Source organism: Hungatella sp. SL.1.14 (assembly GCF_024460495.1).
GTDB classification, from domain to species: domain Bacteria; phylum Bacillota; class Clostridia; order Lachnospirales; family Lachnospiraceae; genus Hungatella; species Hungatella hathewayi.
Genome location: NZ_JANFYJ010000007.1, coordinates 19,748 through 33,724, shown reverse-complemented (window position 1 = coordinate 33,724; position 13,977 = coordinate 19,748). Strand labels below are relative to the sequence as shown.

Here is a 13,977-nt window from a genome sequence, read left to right as displayed (position 1 = left end):
TTTATTACCATCTTGCCCATTCTCCGGTGTTTTCATTATCATGCAGAAAAGAAGAACAGAATTCCGCTTTTTTCCAGTCTCATACAGCATACCGCCAATGGTTCGGTTCTACATATTGCCGACCAGTTTATCTTTTAAAATCGCAGCGCATTCCCGAACACAGAAATGGACCAGCAGCACAGGATCTGATTCGCTGGAAATTCCATAGATATCCGGAATCCCCCATTTCTTCGCGATCTGTTCTGCCCGGAACACATGGAAGTCACTGGTCAGAACTCCGATTCTTATGGGTTTATCCGAAATTTCTTCGTAAGTTCCGGGCTCCATGATGATGTCGGTCCTGGCATGACGCGCTTTGCGCTCCGCCTGATCTTCCTCGATCGCAATCCTGCTGTAGGCAATGTTCTCCACCGTACTGAAAGAACGGGTCTCCAGGATCAGCTGCCGCTCGCTCACACCGTTAAACACGAGATAGTCCCGCATCGCAGCCGCTTCGCTGACCGGCTCATCCTCTCCCTGTCCGCCTGAAAGCACAAGCACGGTTCCCGGATTTTCCTCCAGATAATCGATCGCTTTGTCGAGCCGGCTCTTCAGCGATTTGCTGAGCCCGTCTTCTTTTACTCTGGCTCCCAGCACGATAAGATAATCGAGATTCGACGCATCCCGGCTGGCCACTCCTGTAAAAATCAGGATCTCCACCATGGAAAACACCAGAATTCCCGTACAGCAGAATGTGATAACCGACACCGGCAGCCAGAGCGGCACCCGGTCCTTATGCTTCATATAATATTCCCAGCCCAATGCCAGAAACAGGCAGGCGGCTGCAAATACCATCCAGATAAAGGAAAATGAAGTGGTAAAACCCGAATAAATGACGATAACTACATAGTATATGACACAGGCTGCTGCCAAAAGCCATAAGATCCATGTCATGATTAAAACCTCCGCTTCCATCAGAGTTCAGACTCCGATAAGTTCGTGAGATACCTCAGTAAGTTCTCATAGTATACCATAATCGAAGATTTTCTACAAGAAAAAGCAGAAGTATGACGCATTGGAAGAGTACACAGAGGGGTACGAGGGCAGCCGCCATAAAGGAAGCCGCCAGATCGCGGATCAGATCTGGCGGCTTATCACTGCCAGGGAATGAATATTCCCGGCAGCCCCGGCTTTATTCTGCTTTCAACTACCTACTGTACTCCACTCTCACATCTCCGCAGAATATCGTACTCCTCCATCTCAATCCCCAAATCCACATCGACCATCTGCCGTGCATGGGGGGCGCTCTCCTGCGGGTTTCCCTCCTCATCGTAAATGGCAGAAACGACAGCCTCCAGATTCCTTCCATCCGGCTTCATCACCTCGATAGTCTCTCCCACCGAGAATTTATTCTTCTGCTCGATCCTCGCGTATCCGCGGCCATCCACAGACGCCACCGTCCCCAGATACGTATAATCCTTTACATACGTACTGTTTTCATAAATCTGAGCGGACGCATCCGGCTTTCCAAAGTAAAAGCCTGTCGTAAATTCCCGGTTGACACACTTGGCAATCTCCTCCCGGTACCAGGCTAAATTGGCTTCATACAGCTTCGGATCTTTTAAATAATCGTCTATGGCCTTCCGGTAGGCACGGGCCACTGTCGCCACATAGAGCGCCGTCTTCATGCGCCCCTCGATCTTAAAGCTGTCGATCCCGGCTTCAATCATCTCCGGAATGTGGTCGACCATGCATAAATCCTTGGAATTAAAGATAAAAGTGCCCCTCTCATTCTCATAAACCGGCATATACTCGCCCGGCCGCTTCTCCTCAACGATGGAATACTTCCAGCGGCAGGGATGGGTACAGGCTCCCTGATTGGCGTCCCGTCCCGTCATGAAATTACTCAGCAGGCACCGTCCCGAATAGGAGATGCACATGGCGCCATGGATGAAGCTCTCGATCTCCATATCCTCCGGAATCTGATTCCTGATCTCCTTAATCTCCTTTAAGGAAAGCTCCCGGGCCGTCACCACACGTTTGGCGCCCAGCTCGTACCAGAACCGGTAAGTCCCGTAATTCGTATTATTCGCCTGAGTGCTGATGTGGATCTCCATCTCGGGAAGTACGCGCCTGGCAATGGCAAACACTCCCGGATCCGAGATAATCAGCGCATCCGGTCCAATCTCCTTCAGTTCCTCAAAATACGCCTCCACCCCCGGCAGATCATCGTTATGGGCCAGGATATTGGCAGTAATATAAACCTTCACACCGTGTTCATGGGCAAAGGCGATTCCTTCTCGAATCTCTTTGTTGGTGAAATTCTTTGCTTTCGCTCTCAGTCCGAAGGCTTCTCCGCCGATATAGACTGCATCCGCACCGTAGATCACTGCGGTCTTCAGTACATCGAGGCTTCCAGCCGGAATGAGCAGTTCTGTCTTTCTCATCTTTTTACATCTCTTTCTCTCCCGCTGATGACGGGCACACATTAGTAATCTCAGGCACCTTTAAAACACTGAAAGCCACGCCGTCCCCGATGGGGATAATCGACGTAGCCAGACGGTCCGTATGCTTCAGTTCATATAAATACTCCCTCATCCGCGCATGGATCGTCCTGTCCCGCCGTTCCACCGCGTAGCGGGATTCAATAATATCTCCATCCTGCAGCACATTGTCCGAGACAAGCATACTTCCCGGAACCATGAGTCTCATGATTTCGGGAAGCCATACAAGATACTGTCCCTTCGCCGCGTCCATAAAGATAAAATCATAGGGACCGGTAAGTTTCTTCAAGATTTCTCCGGCATCGCCGGCGAGAAGAGTGATTCGGTCACTCTCCCCCGCTCTCTCAAAGTTTCGAAGGGCTTCTGGTATCCGTTTTTCATATTTTTCAATCGTTGTAATACGGCAGTTCTCCGGCATGGCGCCCGCCATCAGAAGCGTTGAATAGCCCACTGCGGTGCCAACCTCTAATATAGCCGCCGGCCGCTTCGACTCCACCAGAGAGATTAAGAAAGACGCGGTTTCCTCTCGTATAACCGGGACCCGTTCCTTCCTGGCCTTCGACGCGATCTCCGTCAGGAGCGGGCCCCGGCTTCTCTCCAGTGAATTGATGTAGTCCGTAATTCTGTCGTTAACAATCATTCTTTCTCTTCCTCTTCCCCGGTATTTTCGTTCATCATCTGAAGAATCTCCTTGGAGGTCATAGAGGTATTCACGGTATACGTCCCGGGATTCACTTCATAGTCGAAGAAGATGGCCTGTATGACAAATGAATATTCATTCGTAATCAGCCCGTAGGACTTAAGGAGCTTTGCTGCATCCGTGATGGAAGTCCCCTCCTCCACGGTAATGCTCCTGTCCCTGCCCGGCGCGGCTTCCACTGACGTGGCATAGAAAATATCATGACCAAACTCATAGCCCTTTGTCACGCCCTCGTAAAGAAGCAGCACGACCAGCGCGCAGACAATCAGCCTTCCGGATATCCCGATGATGGCTCCCGTTATTCTGTTGATCTCTTTTGTAGCACGGCTCATACTGTCATCCCTTTCATCACGAAAGTCCTGATTCTTTGATGCTTATCCTGTTTCTTGTGCGGCCTGTACAGCTGCTGCCTGTACTTCCCGTCTGCCTATACTTCCATAATAATCGGCAGAATCATCGGATTCCGTTTCATGCGTTTCCACAAGAAATCGCTTAAGCTGTCACGGATAATATTCTTAATCTTGCCCCAGTCGTTGACATGACGGTCGAGGCAGTCCTGCACGGCGTCGTTTACGACCGCTCTTGCATCCTCCATTAAATCTTCTGATTCCCGCACATATACAAAGCCTCTGGACACGATGTCCGGGCCTGCCAGCAACTGGTTGCTGTATTTTTCCAGCGTCAGCACGACGATGATAATACCGTTCTGAGCCAGGTTCTGTCTGTCGCGCAGCACGATATTGCCGACGTCGCCGACCCCCAGTCCGTCTACCAGGATTCCGCCTGACTGGACGTGGTCCACGATGCCCCAGGACTCCTGTCCCAGTTCCACCACATCCCCTGAGGACATGATAACGATGTTGTCCTTCGGAATTCCCATAGCCTGTACCAGACTCTTCTGAGCCATCAGATGGCGGTACTCTCCATGTACCGGAATCGCATATTTCGGACGCACCAGCGCATAGATCAGTTTGATCTCTTCCTGACATGCATGTCCGGAAACGTGCGTATCCTGATTGATGACTTCGGCGCCCTTCATGGCAAGTTCATTGATAACCTTGGACACGGCCTTCTCATTGCCCGGAATCGGTGTGGAACTTAAAACCACCACGTCGGTCGGCTTAATCGATACCTTCTTGTGGGTGCTTCCCGCCATACGGGAAAGAGCCGCCATGGATTCACCCTGGCTTCCTGTCGTAATGAGCACGGTCTGCTCGTCCGGATAATTCTTAAGCTGATCGATGTCGATTAAGGTTCCCTCCGGAATGTCAATATAACCCAGTTCGCTGGCCGTTCCGATGACGTTCACCATGCTTCGTCCCTCTACCACGACCTTGCGTCCGTATTTGGCTGCCGAGTTGATCACCTGCTGCACGCGGTCCACATTGGAGGCAAAAGATGCAACGATGATACGGTTAAACTTATGATCTGCAAAAATATTGTCAAAGGTCTTGCCCACCGTCTTTTCCGATGGAGTAAATCCCGGGCGGATGGCGTTGGTGCTGTCGCACATCAGAGCCAGTACCCCCTTCTTTCCAAGCTCCGCAAAACGCTCTAAATCGGCCGGCTCACCGAATACCGGCGTGTAGTCGATCTTGAAGTCGCCGGTGTGTAAGATCACGCCCGCCGGTGAATAGATCGCCAGTGCGGAGGCGTCTGCAATACTGTGGTTCGTCTTTATGAATTCAATACGGAAACAGCCGAGGTTGATGGACTGTCCGTGCTTGATTACTTTCCTCTTCGTGTTTTTTAATAAATTGTGCTCTTTTAACTTATTCTCGATCAGAGCAATGGTCAGCTTCGTTCCATAAACAGGCACGTTGACCTCTTTTAAAATATACGGCAGAGCCCCGATATGGTCCTCATGGCCGTGGGTGATGACAAATCCCTTCACCTTATCGATATTCTGTTTTAAATACGTCACGTCCGGAATGACTAAGTCAATCCCCAGCATGTCGTCGCTGGGGAAAGCAAGTCCGCAGTCCACCACGATGATGCTGTCCTCATATTCAAATGCGGTAATATTCATACCAATCTGTTCCATTCCGCCAAGGGGAATGATCTTAATTTTTGCATTGCTGTCCTGTTTCTTCAATCTGTTACCTCCATTTTCTATTATTTTCCGTCCTGTTCTTCCTTTTCCATGATCTTCTGACAATCCCTGCAGTACCCGTAGAGCTTTACCTCATGATCCGTTACCTTAAATCCCATGGTGTCGGATATGGTCTGCTCCAGCGTATCAAGGAGGTCTCCTTCAAATGAAAATACTCTGCCGCAGCGGCTGCATATTGCGTGATGATGGTGATGTCTGGACTCGCTTTCAAGGCCCCCTAATTCATAGCGGGCAAAACCGTCGTCAAAGCTTACCTTATCGATTACCGATAAGTCCACCAGAACCTGCACAGTCCTGTAGATCGTGGCCAGTCCGATCTCCGGGCATTTCTTTTTCGCGAGGTCATAGATCTCCTCCGCCGTTAAATGTTCACCCGGGCGCTCCGCCATGATTTCCAGTACCAGCATGCGCTGATTCGTCACTTTGAGTCCCTTTTTTCGAAGCATGTCTTTAAAAACTTCCTGATCCATATATGAGTCCCTCAAAATCACTTTTCAATATCCACATCCGCGTCTTCCAGCAGTTCGGAAAATATCTTATATAAATAATCTATCTCGTTATCATCCTCTACAAACTCGTAAAGAGCATCCGCATCGCCGCTCTCCGATAAGTCTTTCAGAATGTAACATTCTCCTTCTTCGTCATCATCTGCCGCATCTGTCACCAGCAGATAATTCATACCATTAATTCTGGTCTCCTCCAACACAAAAAAATCCACGGCCTCGCCGTCGTCTGTCACCAATGTGATCTTCTTTTCTTCACTGTTCATCGTTTCTTTACTCTCCTCTGGTCGTGCCGCCCGGCAGACTGTCCAAATATCCCTGCAGAATCAGTCCGGCCGCCACTTTGTCGATGACCGCCTTCCGGTTTTCCCGTCTGACTCCGCTCTCCTGTAAGATCCGTTCCGACTGAACGGTTGTAAGCCTCTCATCCCAGAGCACGACCGGCAGTCCGGTCCTTCTCTCCAGCATGGCTTTAAAGCTCTCTGTCTTTTCCACACGGTCTCCCAGAGTATTGTTCATATTCTTAGGATAACCCAAAACAATGGTTTCAATCTCATATTCCCGAATCAATTCTTCAATTCGGGCGCAAGTCTTTCTCAATTTGTTCTCGTCTTCTCTCGTAATTGTCTCCAGCGCCTGGGCAGTCAAGCCAAGGGAGTCGGACACGGCGACGCCAACAGTCTTTGAACCGTAATCAAGGCCCATGATTCTCATTCTCATTTTCTCCACATCATAAAGAGTTCCGCGGGTGAAGCTCACACAGCGGAACACGGCAGATCAGACTGTCATGATTCCGGTGCAGAGTCATAATCCCCCCGGACGTTGTCATTTCATCACAGCAGGACGCAATTCCCACTGATCGTCAAACCTTTTGAACCTCTTTCCTGTGATACAAAAACAACTGTCAGAGTCCGTTCGTTCCTTCATCTGACAGTCAAATTATTCCTGTACCCGGCAATCGGTATTCTATGACTTCCACGCAAACTACTTAAGCATCGTATCAATATAAACCCTCATAAGCTCCTCCAGGATCTCATCCCGTTCTACCTTCATGATGAGACTTCTGGCGTTCTTATGACTGGTTATATAAGTAGGATCTCCAGACATGATATAACCCACGATCTGATTGACCGGATTATACCCCTTCTCCGAGAGGGCAATATAAACCTGTTCCAGAACCTGGCTTACATCCAGTTTGTTTTCCTGTACTGAACCAAAAAATTGTGTATTATGAATATCGCCCATTGTTATCACGTCCTTTAACTGTTCTTCTCTATTCTAAACCATAAATCCCGTTTCGGCAACCTAAAAATAAAAATTCCTGTTTTTACCGAGTGAGAAGAATTACTTCATCATTTACCATCTCTGTTAAGGTTCCGCAGACCATGGCTCCTTTTAAGCCTTCGTCAAACGGCACTGCGGCCTTTACGTACTCTTTTGTATGGCCGATCATATAGCGGCGGCCGCCCCATTCGAATTCTTCCTCCATCAGCACCTCTGTCATCTTCCCCAGGAACTGCTTCCGGTATTCGAGGGACATGATCTTTTCCAGAGAGAGCAGGACACCGCTCCGCTCCGTCTTCACCGGCTCAGGCACCTGGTCCGGCATGACGGCCGCACGGGTTCCCTCCCGTCTGGAGTATTTGAATACATGCATTTCATAAAAATGCACCGTCCGTAAAAATGCTTCCGTCGTCTGAAATTCTTCGCCCGTCTCCCCCGGAAATCCCACGATGACATCGGTCGTGATCGCCGGATTGTCAAAGGCGGCTCTCAGGATATCACAGCGCTCCAGATAATCTGCGGTCGTATAATGGCGGTTCATCCTTGCCAGCGTCGCGTCGCACCCGCTCTGCAGAGACAGATGAAAATGCGGGCAGACCTTGGGAAGTACCGCCAGCGCCTCCGCAAATTCCTTCGTGATGATGCGTGGCTCCAGAGACCCCAGGCGGATTCGCAGAAGTCCCTCCACCTCATGCAGATACACAATCAGATCGAGAAGTGTCCTTCTCTCCTCCTCCCGGAAATCCACACCGTAAGAGCTTAAATGGATTCCTGTCAGCACGATTTCCTTATAGCCACCCGCCACCAGACGCTCCACCTCCGCGCGCACATCCTCCATCCTTCTGGAGCGCACACGCCCCCTCGTATAGGGGATTATGCAGTAGCTGCAGAACTGGTTGCAACCGTCCGTAACCTTAATAAACGCTCTCGTATGGTCGGCGATTTTATGAATCGTTAAAGCCTCGTATTCCTTCGCGGCGCTGATATCAATCACCGTTTCTTCTTCGATACGGCCTTCATGGGAAAAGTACTCTTCGAGGATCTTTACCAGTTCCGTTTTCTTATTGTTTCCAATGACCAGATCCACGGCCTCATCCATTTTAAGTGCGTCTCCCGCTGACTGTACGTAACAGCCGGCCGCCACAACCACGGCCTGCGGATTCATCTTCTTTGCCCGGTGAAGCATCTGCCTCGATTTGCGGTCCGCGATATTCGTCACGGAACACGTGTTGATGATATACACATCCGCGCCTTCGGCAAATGGAACAATCTCATATCCCGCCTCTTCCAGAAGCTGCTGCATAGCCTCCGTTTCATATGAATTCACCTTGCATCCAAGGTTATGCAGGGCTGCCTTTCTCATTTTGTTTTCTCCTATCTAAATAAACAGTATGTGATCTTTATTTTCATGTAAATTTACCATTGACTTTTACCCCATATGCCAGTACTATTGAACTTGAACAAGCGGGGATTCCCTGATAAAAAAAGAACAATCTCAAGGAGGTTTTTTCACATGAAAACAGTTCGTATATCTTTAAACTCCATCGACAAAGTAAAATCTTTTGTAAATGACTTAACCAAGTTCGATACCGATTTTGATCTGGTATCTGGAAGATACGTAATTGATGCGAAATCCATTATGGGCATCTTCAGTTTAGACTTATCCAAACCGATCGACTTAAACATTCATTCTGAGAGCAGTGTCGATGAGATCGTAAACATCTTAAAGCCATACATCGTTGACTAATCCGGATCCTGACCAGTCTGTAATTTAAACCGAACCGTAGTCCAATCCGGTCAGGATACCGTCATACGCTGTAAAACTATCGGGTATAAGTGAAATCAACTGGTAAATCGCTTCAATCGTGTAAAACGGTTGAAGCTTTTTTTGACCGGAAAATACTCCTGATCAGCACCACACCTTTTCCACCGTACTTATGGCCGTCTCCACCATCTCGTCGATCTTTTCTTTCAGCTTCTCTTCCGAGCGCTCAATCATCTTCAAATTCGGTTTCGTCACCGGATGCTTTGCAACGAAGATCGTACAGCAGTCTTCGAACGGCAGAACCGAAGTCTCATACGTTCCGATCTTTTCAGCCACATCCACGATCTCCTGCTTGTCGAAGCCGATTACCGGACGGAATACCGGCATGGTACACGCGGCGTCTGTGGCGGCCAGGGACTGCATGGTCTGGGATGCCACCTGTCCGATGCTCTCCCCCGTGATTAAAGCCTGTGCTCCCGCATCTGCAGCCAGACGCTCCGCAATCCGCATCATATAGCGGCGCATGATGATCGTCAGCTCCTCGTGGGGACACTGGTCATAGATGTAGAGCTGGATATCGGTAAAGTTCACGATATGCAGATGAATGGGGCCTGAATATTTAGAAACCAGCTTCGCCAGATCAACGACTTTCTGCTTTGCACGCTCACTCGTATAAGGCGGCGCATGGAAATAGACGGCGTCAATCTTCACGCCGCGTTTGGAGATCATATAACCTGCCACAGGGCTGTCGATTCCGCCGCTTAAGAGCAGCATGGCCTTTCCATTCGTGCCTACCGGCATACCGCCCGGCCCCGGAATGACCTTTGAGTAGATATTGATCCGGTTTCTCACCTCCACATGGAGCATGACCTCCGGCTGATGAACATCCACCCTTGTCTCCGGAAACGTGTCCAGGATCACCTCGCCCAAATCTCTGTTAATCTGATCGGAATTAACCGGGTACTTTTTATTTCCCCGTCTCGCATTGACCTTAAATGTAAAATTCTTATCCTCGTAGGCCTCATCCACGTAGGCAAGTACCTGTTTCTTTAAATCCTCATATCCACAATCGTCCACCTGGACCATAGGACAGATGGCCGCAATGCCGAAGATGCGTCTAAGCGCTTCAACCGCCTCGTCAAAATCATACTCCGATTCCGCAGTGGCATAGATTCTTCCTGACTCCTTCACCACCATAAAATCTCCGTCAATATCCTTTAACGCGTGGCGGATCTGTGTCACCAGAGCGTCCTCAAACATAAAACGATTTTTCCCTTTTACGCCGATCTCGGCGTACTTTATCAAAAATGATTTATACTGCATAGTAATCCTTTCTTTTTCCTCAGCCTCTCTGATACCTTCGAAGTACCGGCAACAATTCCTGCAACACGGAAATACAGTAGTCCACCTCGTCCTTCGTGTTAAACACGCCGAAGCTGAACCTCAGTGTAGAATCCAGAAGCTCTTTCTTAACTCCGATCCCCTTTAAAGTCCCGCTGACCGCCGGATGATTTGAGGAACACGCGGATCCGGAGGAAACATAGATCCCCTTCTCCTCCAGCGCATGGAGCAAAACCTCGCTTCTCACCCCGGAAAAGCTGGCACTCACAATCTGGGGGGCGGACTGGTCTCCCGGAAGGCTGTTGACCGTAGTCCCCTCGACTTCACCCAGCCGGCTGATCATATAGTCCTTGATCTCATACATCCGCTTAAGCCTTTCGCTGTGATCCCGATACATCTCGCGGGCCGCCGCTCCGAGTCCTGCTATTCCCGGGACATTCTCCGTTCCGGAGCGCAGTCCCCGCTGCTGTCCGCCTCCGTAGATCAGTGGTTTTATCTTCACCCGGCTGTCCACGTAGAGAAAACCAATGCCCTTGGGGGCGTGGATTTTATGCCCGCTGACGGAAAGCAGATCAATCCCCTGACGTTTCGGCCGTATCACGAACTTTCCATACGCCTGAATGGCATCCACATGGAAGAGGATCGCCGGATTAATCTTATGGATGAGCTTCGCAATCTCCTCCACCGGCTCCACCGCTCCGATCTCGTTGTTCACATACATGACGGATACGAGAATGGTCTCCCTGCGGACAGCCCGTTCTAAGTCCTCCAGGCTGATATGTCCGTTATGATCCACCGGTAAATACGTCACTTCAAAGCCCTGCTCTTCTAAATAGGCCAGCGGATTATAGACGGAAGCGTGTTCAATCGCCGTGCTGATAATATGGTTTCCCGCCCGCCGATTGGCCATAGCCGTCTCGATCAGCGCCATATTGTTGGATTCCGAACCGCCGGAGGTAAACACAATCTCCTTCGGGGACACCTTTAATGTACCTGCAATGATTTCCGCAGCCTCTTTGATATACTGTTCCGCGCGCATTCCCTTACCATGCTTTGCGGACGGATTTCCATAGTCCTCCGTCATCACCTTCATCACAAGATCGGCCACCGGCGCAAGCACCTTTGTCGTCGCTGAATTATCAAAATAAACGTCCATATAATTTCTCCTCTTTGTCAGCTCTCCATCTGAAACATTAAGACGGACAGCACCGCAAGCCCGGCAGTCTCCGTGCGCAGAATCCTTTTTCCGAGTGTCACCGGCTTTACGCCGGCTTCCGATGCCCGGGATATCTCTTCATCCTCAAAACCGCCTTCCGGACCGATGAAGATCCCGCAGCTCATCCCCGGCCGGATTCCGGCAAAATACGCCTTTGTATCCGCCATCCCTTCCGCATGCTCGAACGGAATGATATTTTTATCAAATCCGCCCGCATAGTTAAGCGCTTCCTGAAACGTCATCACACCGGTCACCTCCGGAATTATCAGCCGCTTTGACTGCTTCGCCGCACTCTCTGAGACTGCGTTCCATCTGCGCACCTTTGCCTCTTCCTTCTTTGCGTCCAGCTTTACCACAGTACGCCTCGTCTCCACAGGAATTACCTGGTAAACGCCCAGCTCCACCGCCTTCTGGATGAGGAACTCCATCTTGTCACTCTTCGGGAGCCCCTGAAATAAATAGAACTTAGCAGGCAGCTCCGTCCCGCCTTCCGTAACGGTAACAATCTCCGCAGTCACAGCATCCGAAGTAATCGTCTGAAGCCTGCATACATAATCTTTATCCACACCGTTGCTGATCAGAACCTCTTCTCCCGGCTTCATGCGCAGCACATTTTTTATATGGTTCACATCCGGGCCGGTCACCGTGACGGTATCCTGTCCGATCTGCTCCTGATTTACGAAAAAATGATACATCGCTCTTCCCTATTTCTTCCTGGCCGTAACTGACAGCCACTCTCCCTGATACGTCACCTCGATCACTTCAAACGCGTCGTTGGCCGCAAATGCCGCTCTCACTGCCTCTTCATTCATGTTAATGATGCCTGAGGTAATGAAAATGCCGCCCTTCTTCAAGTGTACCGGAATCTCCCTCTGAAGCATGATAATGACATCCGCCAGAATATTGGCCACGGCGATATCGTACTTTTCATAGCCGGCCGCGTCCTGTACCGCCTTATCATCAATGATATTTCCCTGGAGAACCGTAAAGCTCTCTCCACTGATCCCGTTTGCCTCCAGATTTTCTCCCACCGCTGTAATGGCGTTCTCGTCGAGATCCGTACCGAACACGGTGTTTGCACCAAGCTTTAAGGCTGTGATTCCAAGGATTCCGCTTCCCGTTCCCACGTCGAGAAGAACCGTCTCGGGAGTCACGTATTTGCGGAGCTGACGGATACACAGCTGGGTCGTCTCATGCTGTCCCGTGCCAAAGGCCGTACCCGGATCGATCTGAATCAGGAGCTTGTCCTTATGCTCCTCCGGAATCTCCTCCCAGGTTGGCTTGATCAGGATATCGTCTACGGTAAACGGTTTAAAATACTGCTTCCAGTTATTGATCCAGTCCTTATCCTCCGTCTCGCTTTCGGTGATGGTGCGCTCTCCTAAATCCGTAAACATGGACAGGTCGTTAAGCCCTTCTTCCACACGCTCCAGAATACCGGCCACGTCCTGGCTGTCATCGAGATAGAAGCTGACAAAGGCCACGCCTTCGTCTGGAGGCAGCTCCGGAAGGATGTCAATGAACATTCCCTTCGTCTCCTCCGCGGTCAGCGGAATATTATCCTCAATCTCGATCCCCTCGATTCCAATCTCGTCAAACATGCTGCTGACTAAATCCACGGCCTGTGTCGTGGTCTTCAGCGTAAATTTTTTCCACTTCATAACGATCCCTTATCCTTTCACAATTTTTACAAAGAGACACATAATCACCACCAGAACCACCGGCCTTACAATCTTCCGGCCGCTCTTAACCACCAGCCCGGAGCCGATATAATGGCCTGCGATACAGAAAACCCCTGCCGTTACGCCTAACGGAAGCAGAACCTTTCCATTGATCAAAAAGGTCACCAGCGCCGCGATGTTGGAGGAGAGATTGACCACCTTCGTCGTGCCGGACGCGGTTCTCAAATCCATTTTGGCAGCTCCCGTTAAAACCAGAAGCAGGAATGTTCCTGTCCCCGGACCGTAAAAGCCGTCATATGTACCGATTAAAAGCGCCGCAGCCATGCTGACGGCCAGCATCTTCTTCTCCGGGAGGCTGCCTGTATCTTTATTATCACCCATATCTTTGTTTTTCAAAACATAGAACGCCACAACCGGCAGGGCAAATAACATCATTCCTTTCAGAAATTTCTCACTTGCCAGCAGGGATAAATTGGAACCGATGATGGAACCAACGATCGCACAGGCCGCAGCAAATAAGGATAACTTCCATTTAATAAATCCGCTTTTCGCAAATCTTGCTGTGGATATCACAGTTCCCATGGTCGATCCCATCTTATTCGTCCCCAGCGCCAGATGAGGCGGAACGCCTGCGGCTAAATAAGCGGGAAGCGAAATCAGTCCGCCGCCCCCGGCAATGGAGTCCACAAAGCCGGCCAAAAATACCAGCGGACATACAATCAGATACTGGTGCATTTTCACTGTTTCCTTTCTCTCGTCTGTAGAAGACGGAAATAAACCACATGATATCATAGCATAGATTTCATGGGCTTGCAACCGCAACGTTTATCGCTTTTTTCAGAATCCCGCGAATCCATGATTCCGGTCATTTTCATCCTGGAATCTTTAAA

The 13,977-nt window shown here is 49.9% G+C and carries 16 protein-coding genes; 1 reads left to right on the top strand and 15 read right to left on the bottom strand.

The annotated features are described in order from the left end of the window. Positions 1-108: 108 nt before the first annotated feature. The 10 genes from NE473_RS09415 to mtaB form a co-directional block, all read right to left on the bottom strand. The gene (locus tag NE473_RS09415) at positions 109-933 is read right to left on the bottom strand and encodes a YdcF family protein (protein ID WP_055651780.1); all 825 of its coding nucleotides are present in this window, start codon (positions 931-933) and stop codon (positions 109-111) included. Positions 934-1,190: 257 nt separating this feature from the next. After that, positions 1,191-2,426 carry a peptidase U32 family protein gene (locus NE473_RS09410; protein ID WP_055651774.1) on the bottom strand — a complete coding sequence of 412 codons (1,236 nt, stop codon included), beginning with the start codon at positions 2,424-2,426 and terminating at the stop codon, positions 1,191-1,193. Between the two features lie 4 nt (positions 2,427-2,430). Next, positions 2,431-3,123: an O-methyltransferase gene (locus tag NE473_RS09405; RefSeq protein ID WP_055651775.1), complete on the bottom strand. Its 693-nt coding sequence runs from the start codon at positions 3,121-3,123 to the stop codon at positions 2,431-2,433. Continuing rightward, complete coding sequence (locus tag NE473_RS09400; protein ID WP_006773407.1) at positions 3,120-3,515, bottom strand: MltG/YceG/YrrL family protein; 396 nt, start codon at positions 3,513-3,515, stop codon at positions 3,120-3,122. Before NE473_RS09400 ends, NE473_RS09405 begins: the two co-directional genes overlap by 4 nt. A gap of 95 nt (positions 3,516-3,610) precedes the next feature. Beyond that, entirely contained in the window at positions 3,611-5,278 is a 1,668-nt protein-coding gene (locus NE473_RS09395) for a ribonuclease J (protein ID WP_022031847.1), read from the bottom strand. A gap of 20 nt (positions 5,279-5,298) precedes the next feature. Further along, entirely contained in the window at positions 5,299-5,766 is a 468-nt protein-coding gene (locus tag NE473_RS09390) for a Fur family transcriptional regulator (protein WP_022031846.1), read from the bottom strand. Between the two features lie 17 nt (positions 5,767-5,783). Beyond that, positions 5,784-6,065 (bottom strand): DUF1292 domain-containing protein, encoded by a 282-nt coding sequence (locus NE473_RS09385; protein ID WP_006773410.1) that lies wholly within the window; start codon positions 6,063-6,065, stop codon positions 5,784-5,786. 7 nt (positions 6,066-6,072) lie between these two features. After that, complete coding sequence (gene ruvX, locus NE473_RS09380; protein ID WP_022031845.1) at positions 6,073-6,513, bottom strand: Holliday junction resolvase RuvX; 441 nt, start codon at positions 6,511-6,513, stop codon at positions 6,073-6,075. Between the two features lie 270 nt (positions 6,514-6,783). Further along, positions 6,784-7,044 (bottom strand): IreB family regulatory phosphoprotein, encoded by a 261-nt coding sequence (locus NE473_RS09375; protein ID WP_002602485.1) that lies wholly within the window; start codon positions 7,042-7,044, stop codon positions 6,784-6,786. Between the two features lie 82 nt (positions 7,045-7,126). After that, the gene (mtaB, locus tag NE473_RS09370) at positions 7,127-8,446 is read right to left on the bottom strand and encodes a tRNA (N(6)-L-threonylcarbamoyladenosine(37)-C(2))-methylthiotransferase MtaB (RefSeq protein WP_055651776.1); all 1,320 of its coding nucleotides are present in this window, start codon (positions 8,444-8,446) and stop codon (positions 7,127-7,129) included. Positions 8,447-8,596: 150 nt separating this feature from the next. On the opposite strand from mtaB, the gene NE473_RS09365 reads away from it, so the two are divergent. Then, the gene (locus NE473_RS09365; protein ID WP_002602483.1) at positions 8,597-8,830 is read left to right on the top strand and encodes an HPr family phosphocarrier protein; all 234 of its coding nucleotides are present in this window, start codon (positions 8,597-8,599) and stop codon (positions 8,828-8,830) included. A gap of 162 nt (positions 8,831-8,992) precedes the next feature. Here the strand turns inward: NE473_RS09365 and thiI are convergent, their stop codons facing one another. The 5 genes from thiI to NE473_RS09340 are packed head-to-tail and all read right to left on the bottom strand — an operon-like array spanning position 8,993 to position 13,822. Beyond that, positions 8,993-10,171, bottom strand: coding sequence for a tRNA uracil 4-sulfurtransferase ThiI (gene thiI / locus NE473_RS09360; RefSeq protein WP_006773416.1), 1,179 nt, complete (start codon positions 10,169-10,171; stop codon positions 8,993-8,995). A 19-nt stretch (positions 10,172-10,190) separates the two neighbouring features. Continuing rightward, positions 10,191-11,345, bottom strand: coding sequence for a cysteine desulfurase family protein (locus tag NE473_RS09355; protein ID WP_006773417.1), 1,155 nt, complete (start codon positions 11,343-11,345; stop codon positions 10,191-10,193). A 17-nt stretch (positions 11,346-11,362) separates the two neighbouring features. Continuing rightward, on the bottom strand, positions 11,363-12,100 hold the full coding sequence (locus NE473_RS09350) for a 16S rRNA (uracil(1498)-N(3))-methyltransferase (protein ID WP_022031842.1): 738 nt from the start codon (positions 12,098-12,100) through the stop codon (positions 11,363-11,365). Between the two features lie 9 nt (positions 12,101-12,109). Next, the gene (prmA, locus tag NE473_RS09345; protein WP_055651777.1) at positions 12,110-13,066 is read right to left on the bottom strand and encodes a 50S ribosomal protein L11 methyltransferase; all 957 of its coding nucleotides are present in this window, start codon (positions 13,064-13,066) and stop codon (positions 12,110-12,112) included. A gap of 9 nt (positions 13,067-13,075) precedes the next feature. Then, entirely contained in the window at positions 13,076-13,822 is a 747-nt protein-coding gene (locus NE473_RS09340; protein ID WP_022031840.1) for a sulfite exporter TauE/SafE family protein, read from the bottom strand. Positions 13,823-13,977: the final 155 nt, after the last annotated feature.

Bases quoted from the DNA above. Each gene is read 5' to 3' on its own strand.
- NE473_RS09350 (WP_022031842.1), bottom strand. From the start codon at position 12,100: ATGTATCATTTTTTCGTAAATCAGGAGCAGATCGGACAGGATACCGTC.
- NE473_RS09375 (WP_002602485.1), bottom strand. From the start codon at position 7,044: ATGGGCGATATTCATAATACACAATTTTTTGGTTCAGTACAGGAAAAC.
- mtaB (WP_055651776.1), bottom strand. From the start codon at position 8,446: ATGAGAAAGGCAGCCCTGCATAACCTTGGATGCAAGGTGAATTCATAT.
- prmA (WP_055651777.1), bottom strand. From the start codon at position 13,066: ATGAAGTGGAAAAAATTTACGCTGAAGACCACGACACAGGCCGTGGAT.
- thiI (WP_006773416.1), bottom strand. From the start codon at position 10,171: ATGCAGTATAAATCATTTTTGATAAAGTACGCCGAGATCGGCGTAAAA.
- NE473_RS09415 (WP_055651780.1), bottom strand. From the start codon at position 933: ATGACATGGATCTTATGGCTTTTGGCAGCAGCCTGTGTCATATACTAT.
- ruvX (WP_022031845.1), bottom strand. From the start codon at position 6,513: ATGAGAATCATGGGCCTTGATTACGGTTCAAAGACTGTTGGCGTCGCC.
- NE473_RS09405 (WP_055651775.1), bottom strand. From the start codon at position 3,123: ATGATTGTTAACGACAGAATTACGGACTACATCAATTCACTGGAGAGA.
- NE473_RS09340 (WP_022031840.1), bottom strand. From the start codon at position 13,822: ATGCACCAGTATCTGATTGTATGTCCGCTGGTATTTTTGGCCGGCTTT.
- NE473_RS09365 (WP_002602483.1), top strand. From the start codon at position 8,597: ATGAAAACAGTTCGTATATCTTTAAACTCCATCGACAAAGTAAAATCT.
- NE473_RS09390 (WP_022031846.1), bottom strand. From the start codon at position 5,766: ATGGATCAGGAAGTTTTTAAAGACATGCTTCGAAAAAAGGGACTCAAA.
- NE473_RS09410 (WP_055651774.1), bottom strand. From the start codon at position 2,426: ATGAGAAAGACAGAACTGCTCATTCCGGCTGGAAGCCTCGATGTACTG.
- NE473_RS09385 (WP_006773410.1), bottom strand. From the start codon at position 6,065: ATGAACAGTGAAGAAAAGAAGATCACATTGGTGACAGACGACGGCGAG.
- NE473_RS09355 (WP_006773417.1), bottom strand. From the start codon at position 11,345: ATGGACGTTTATTTTGATAATTCAGCGACGACAAAGGTGCTTGCGCCG.
- NE473_RS09400 (WP_006773407.1), bottom strand. From the start codon at position 3,515: ATGAGCCGTGCTACAAAAGAGATCAACAGAATAACGGGAGCCATCATC.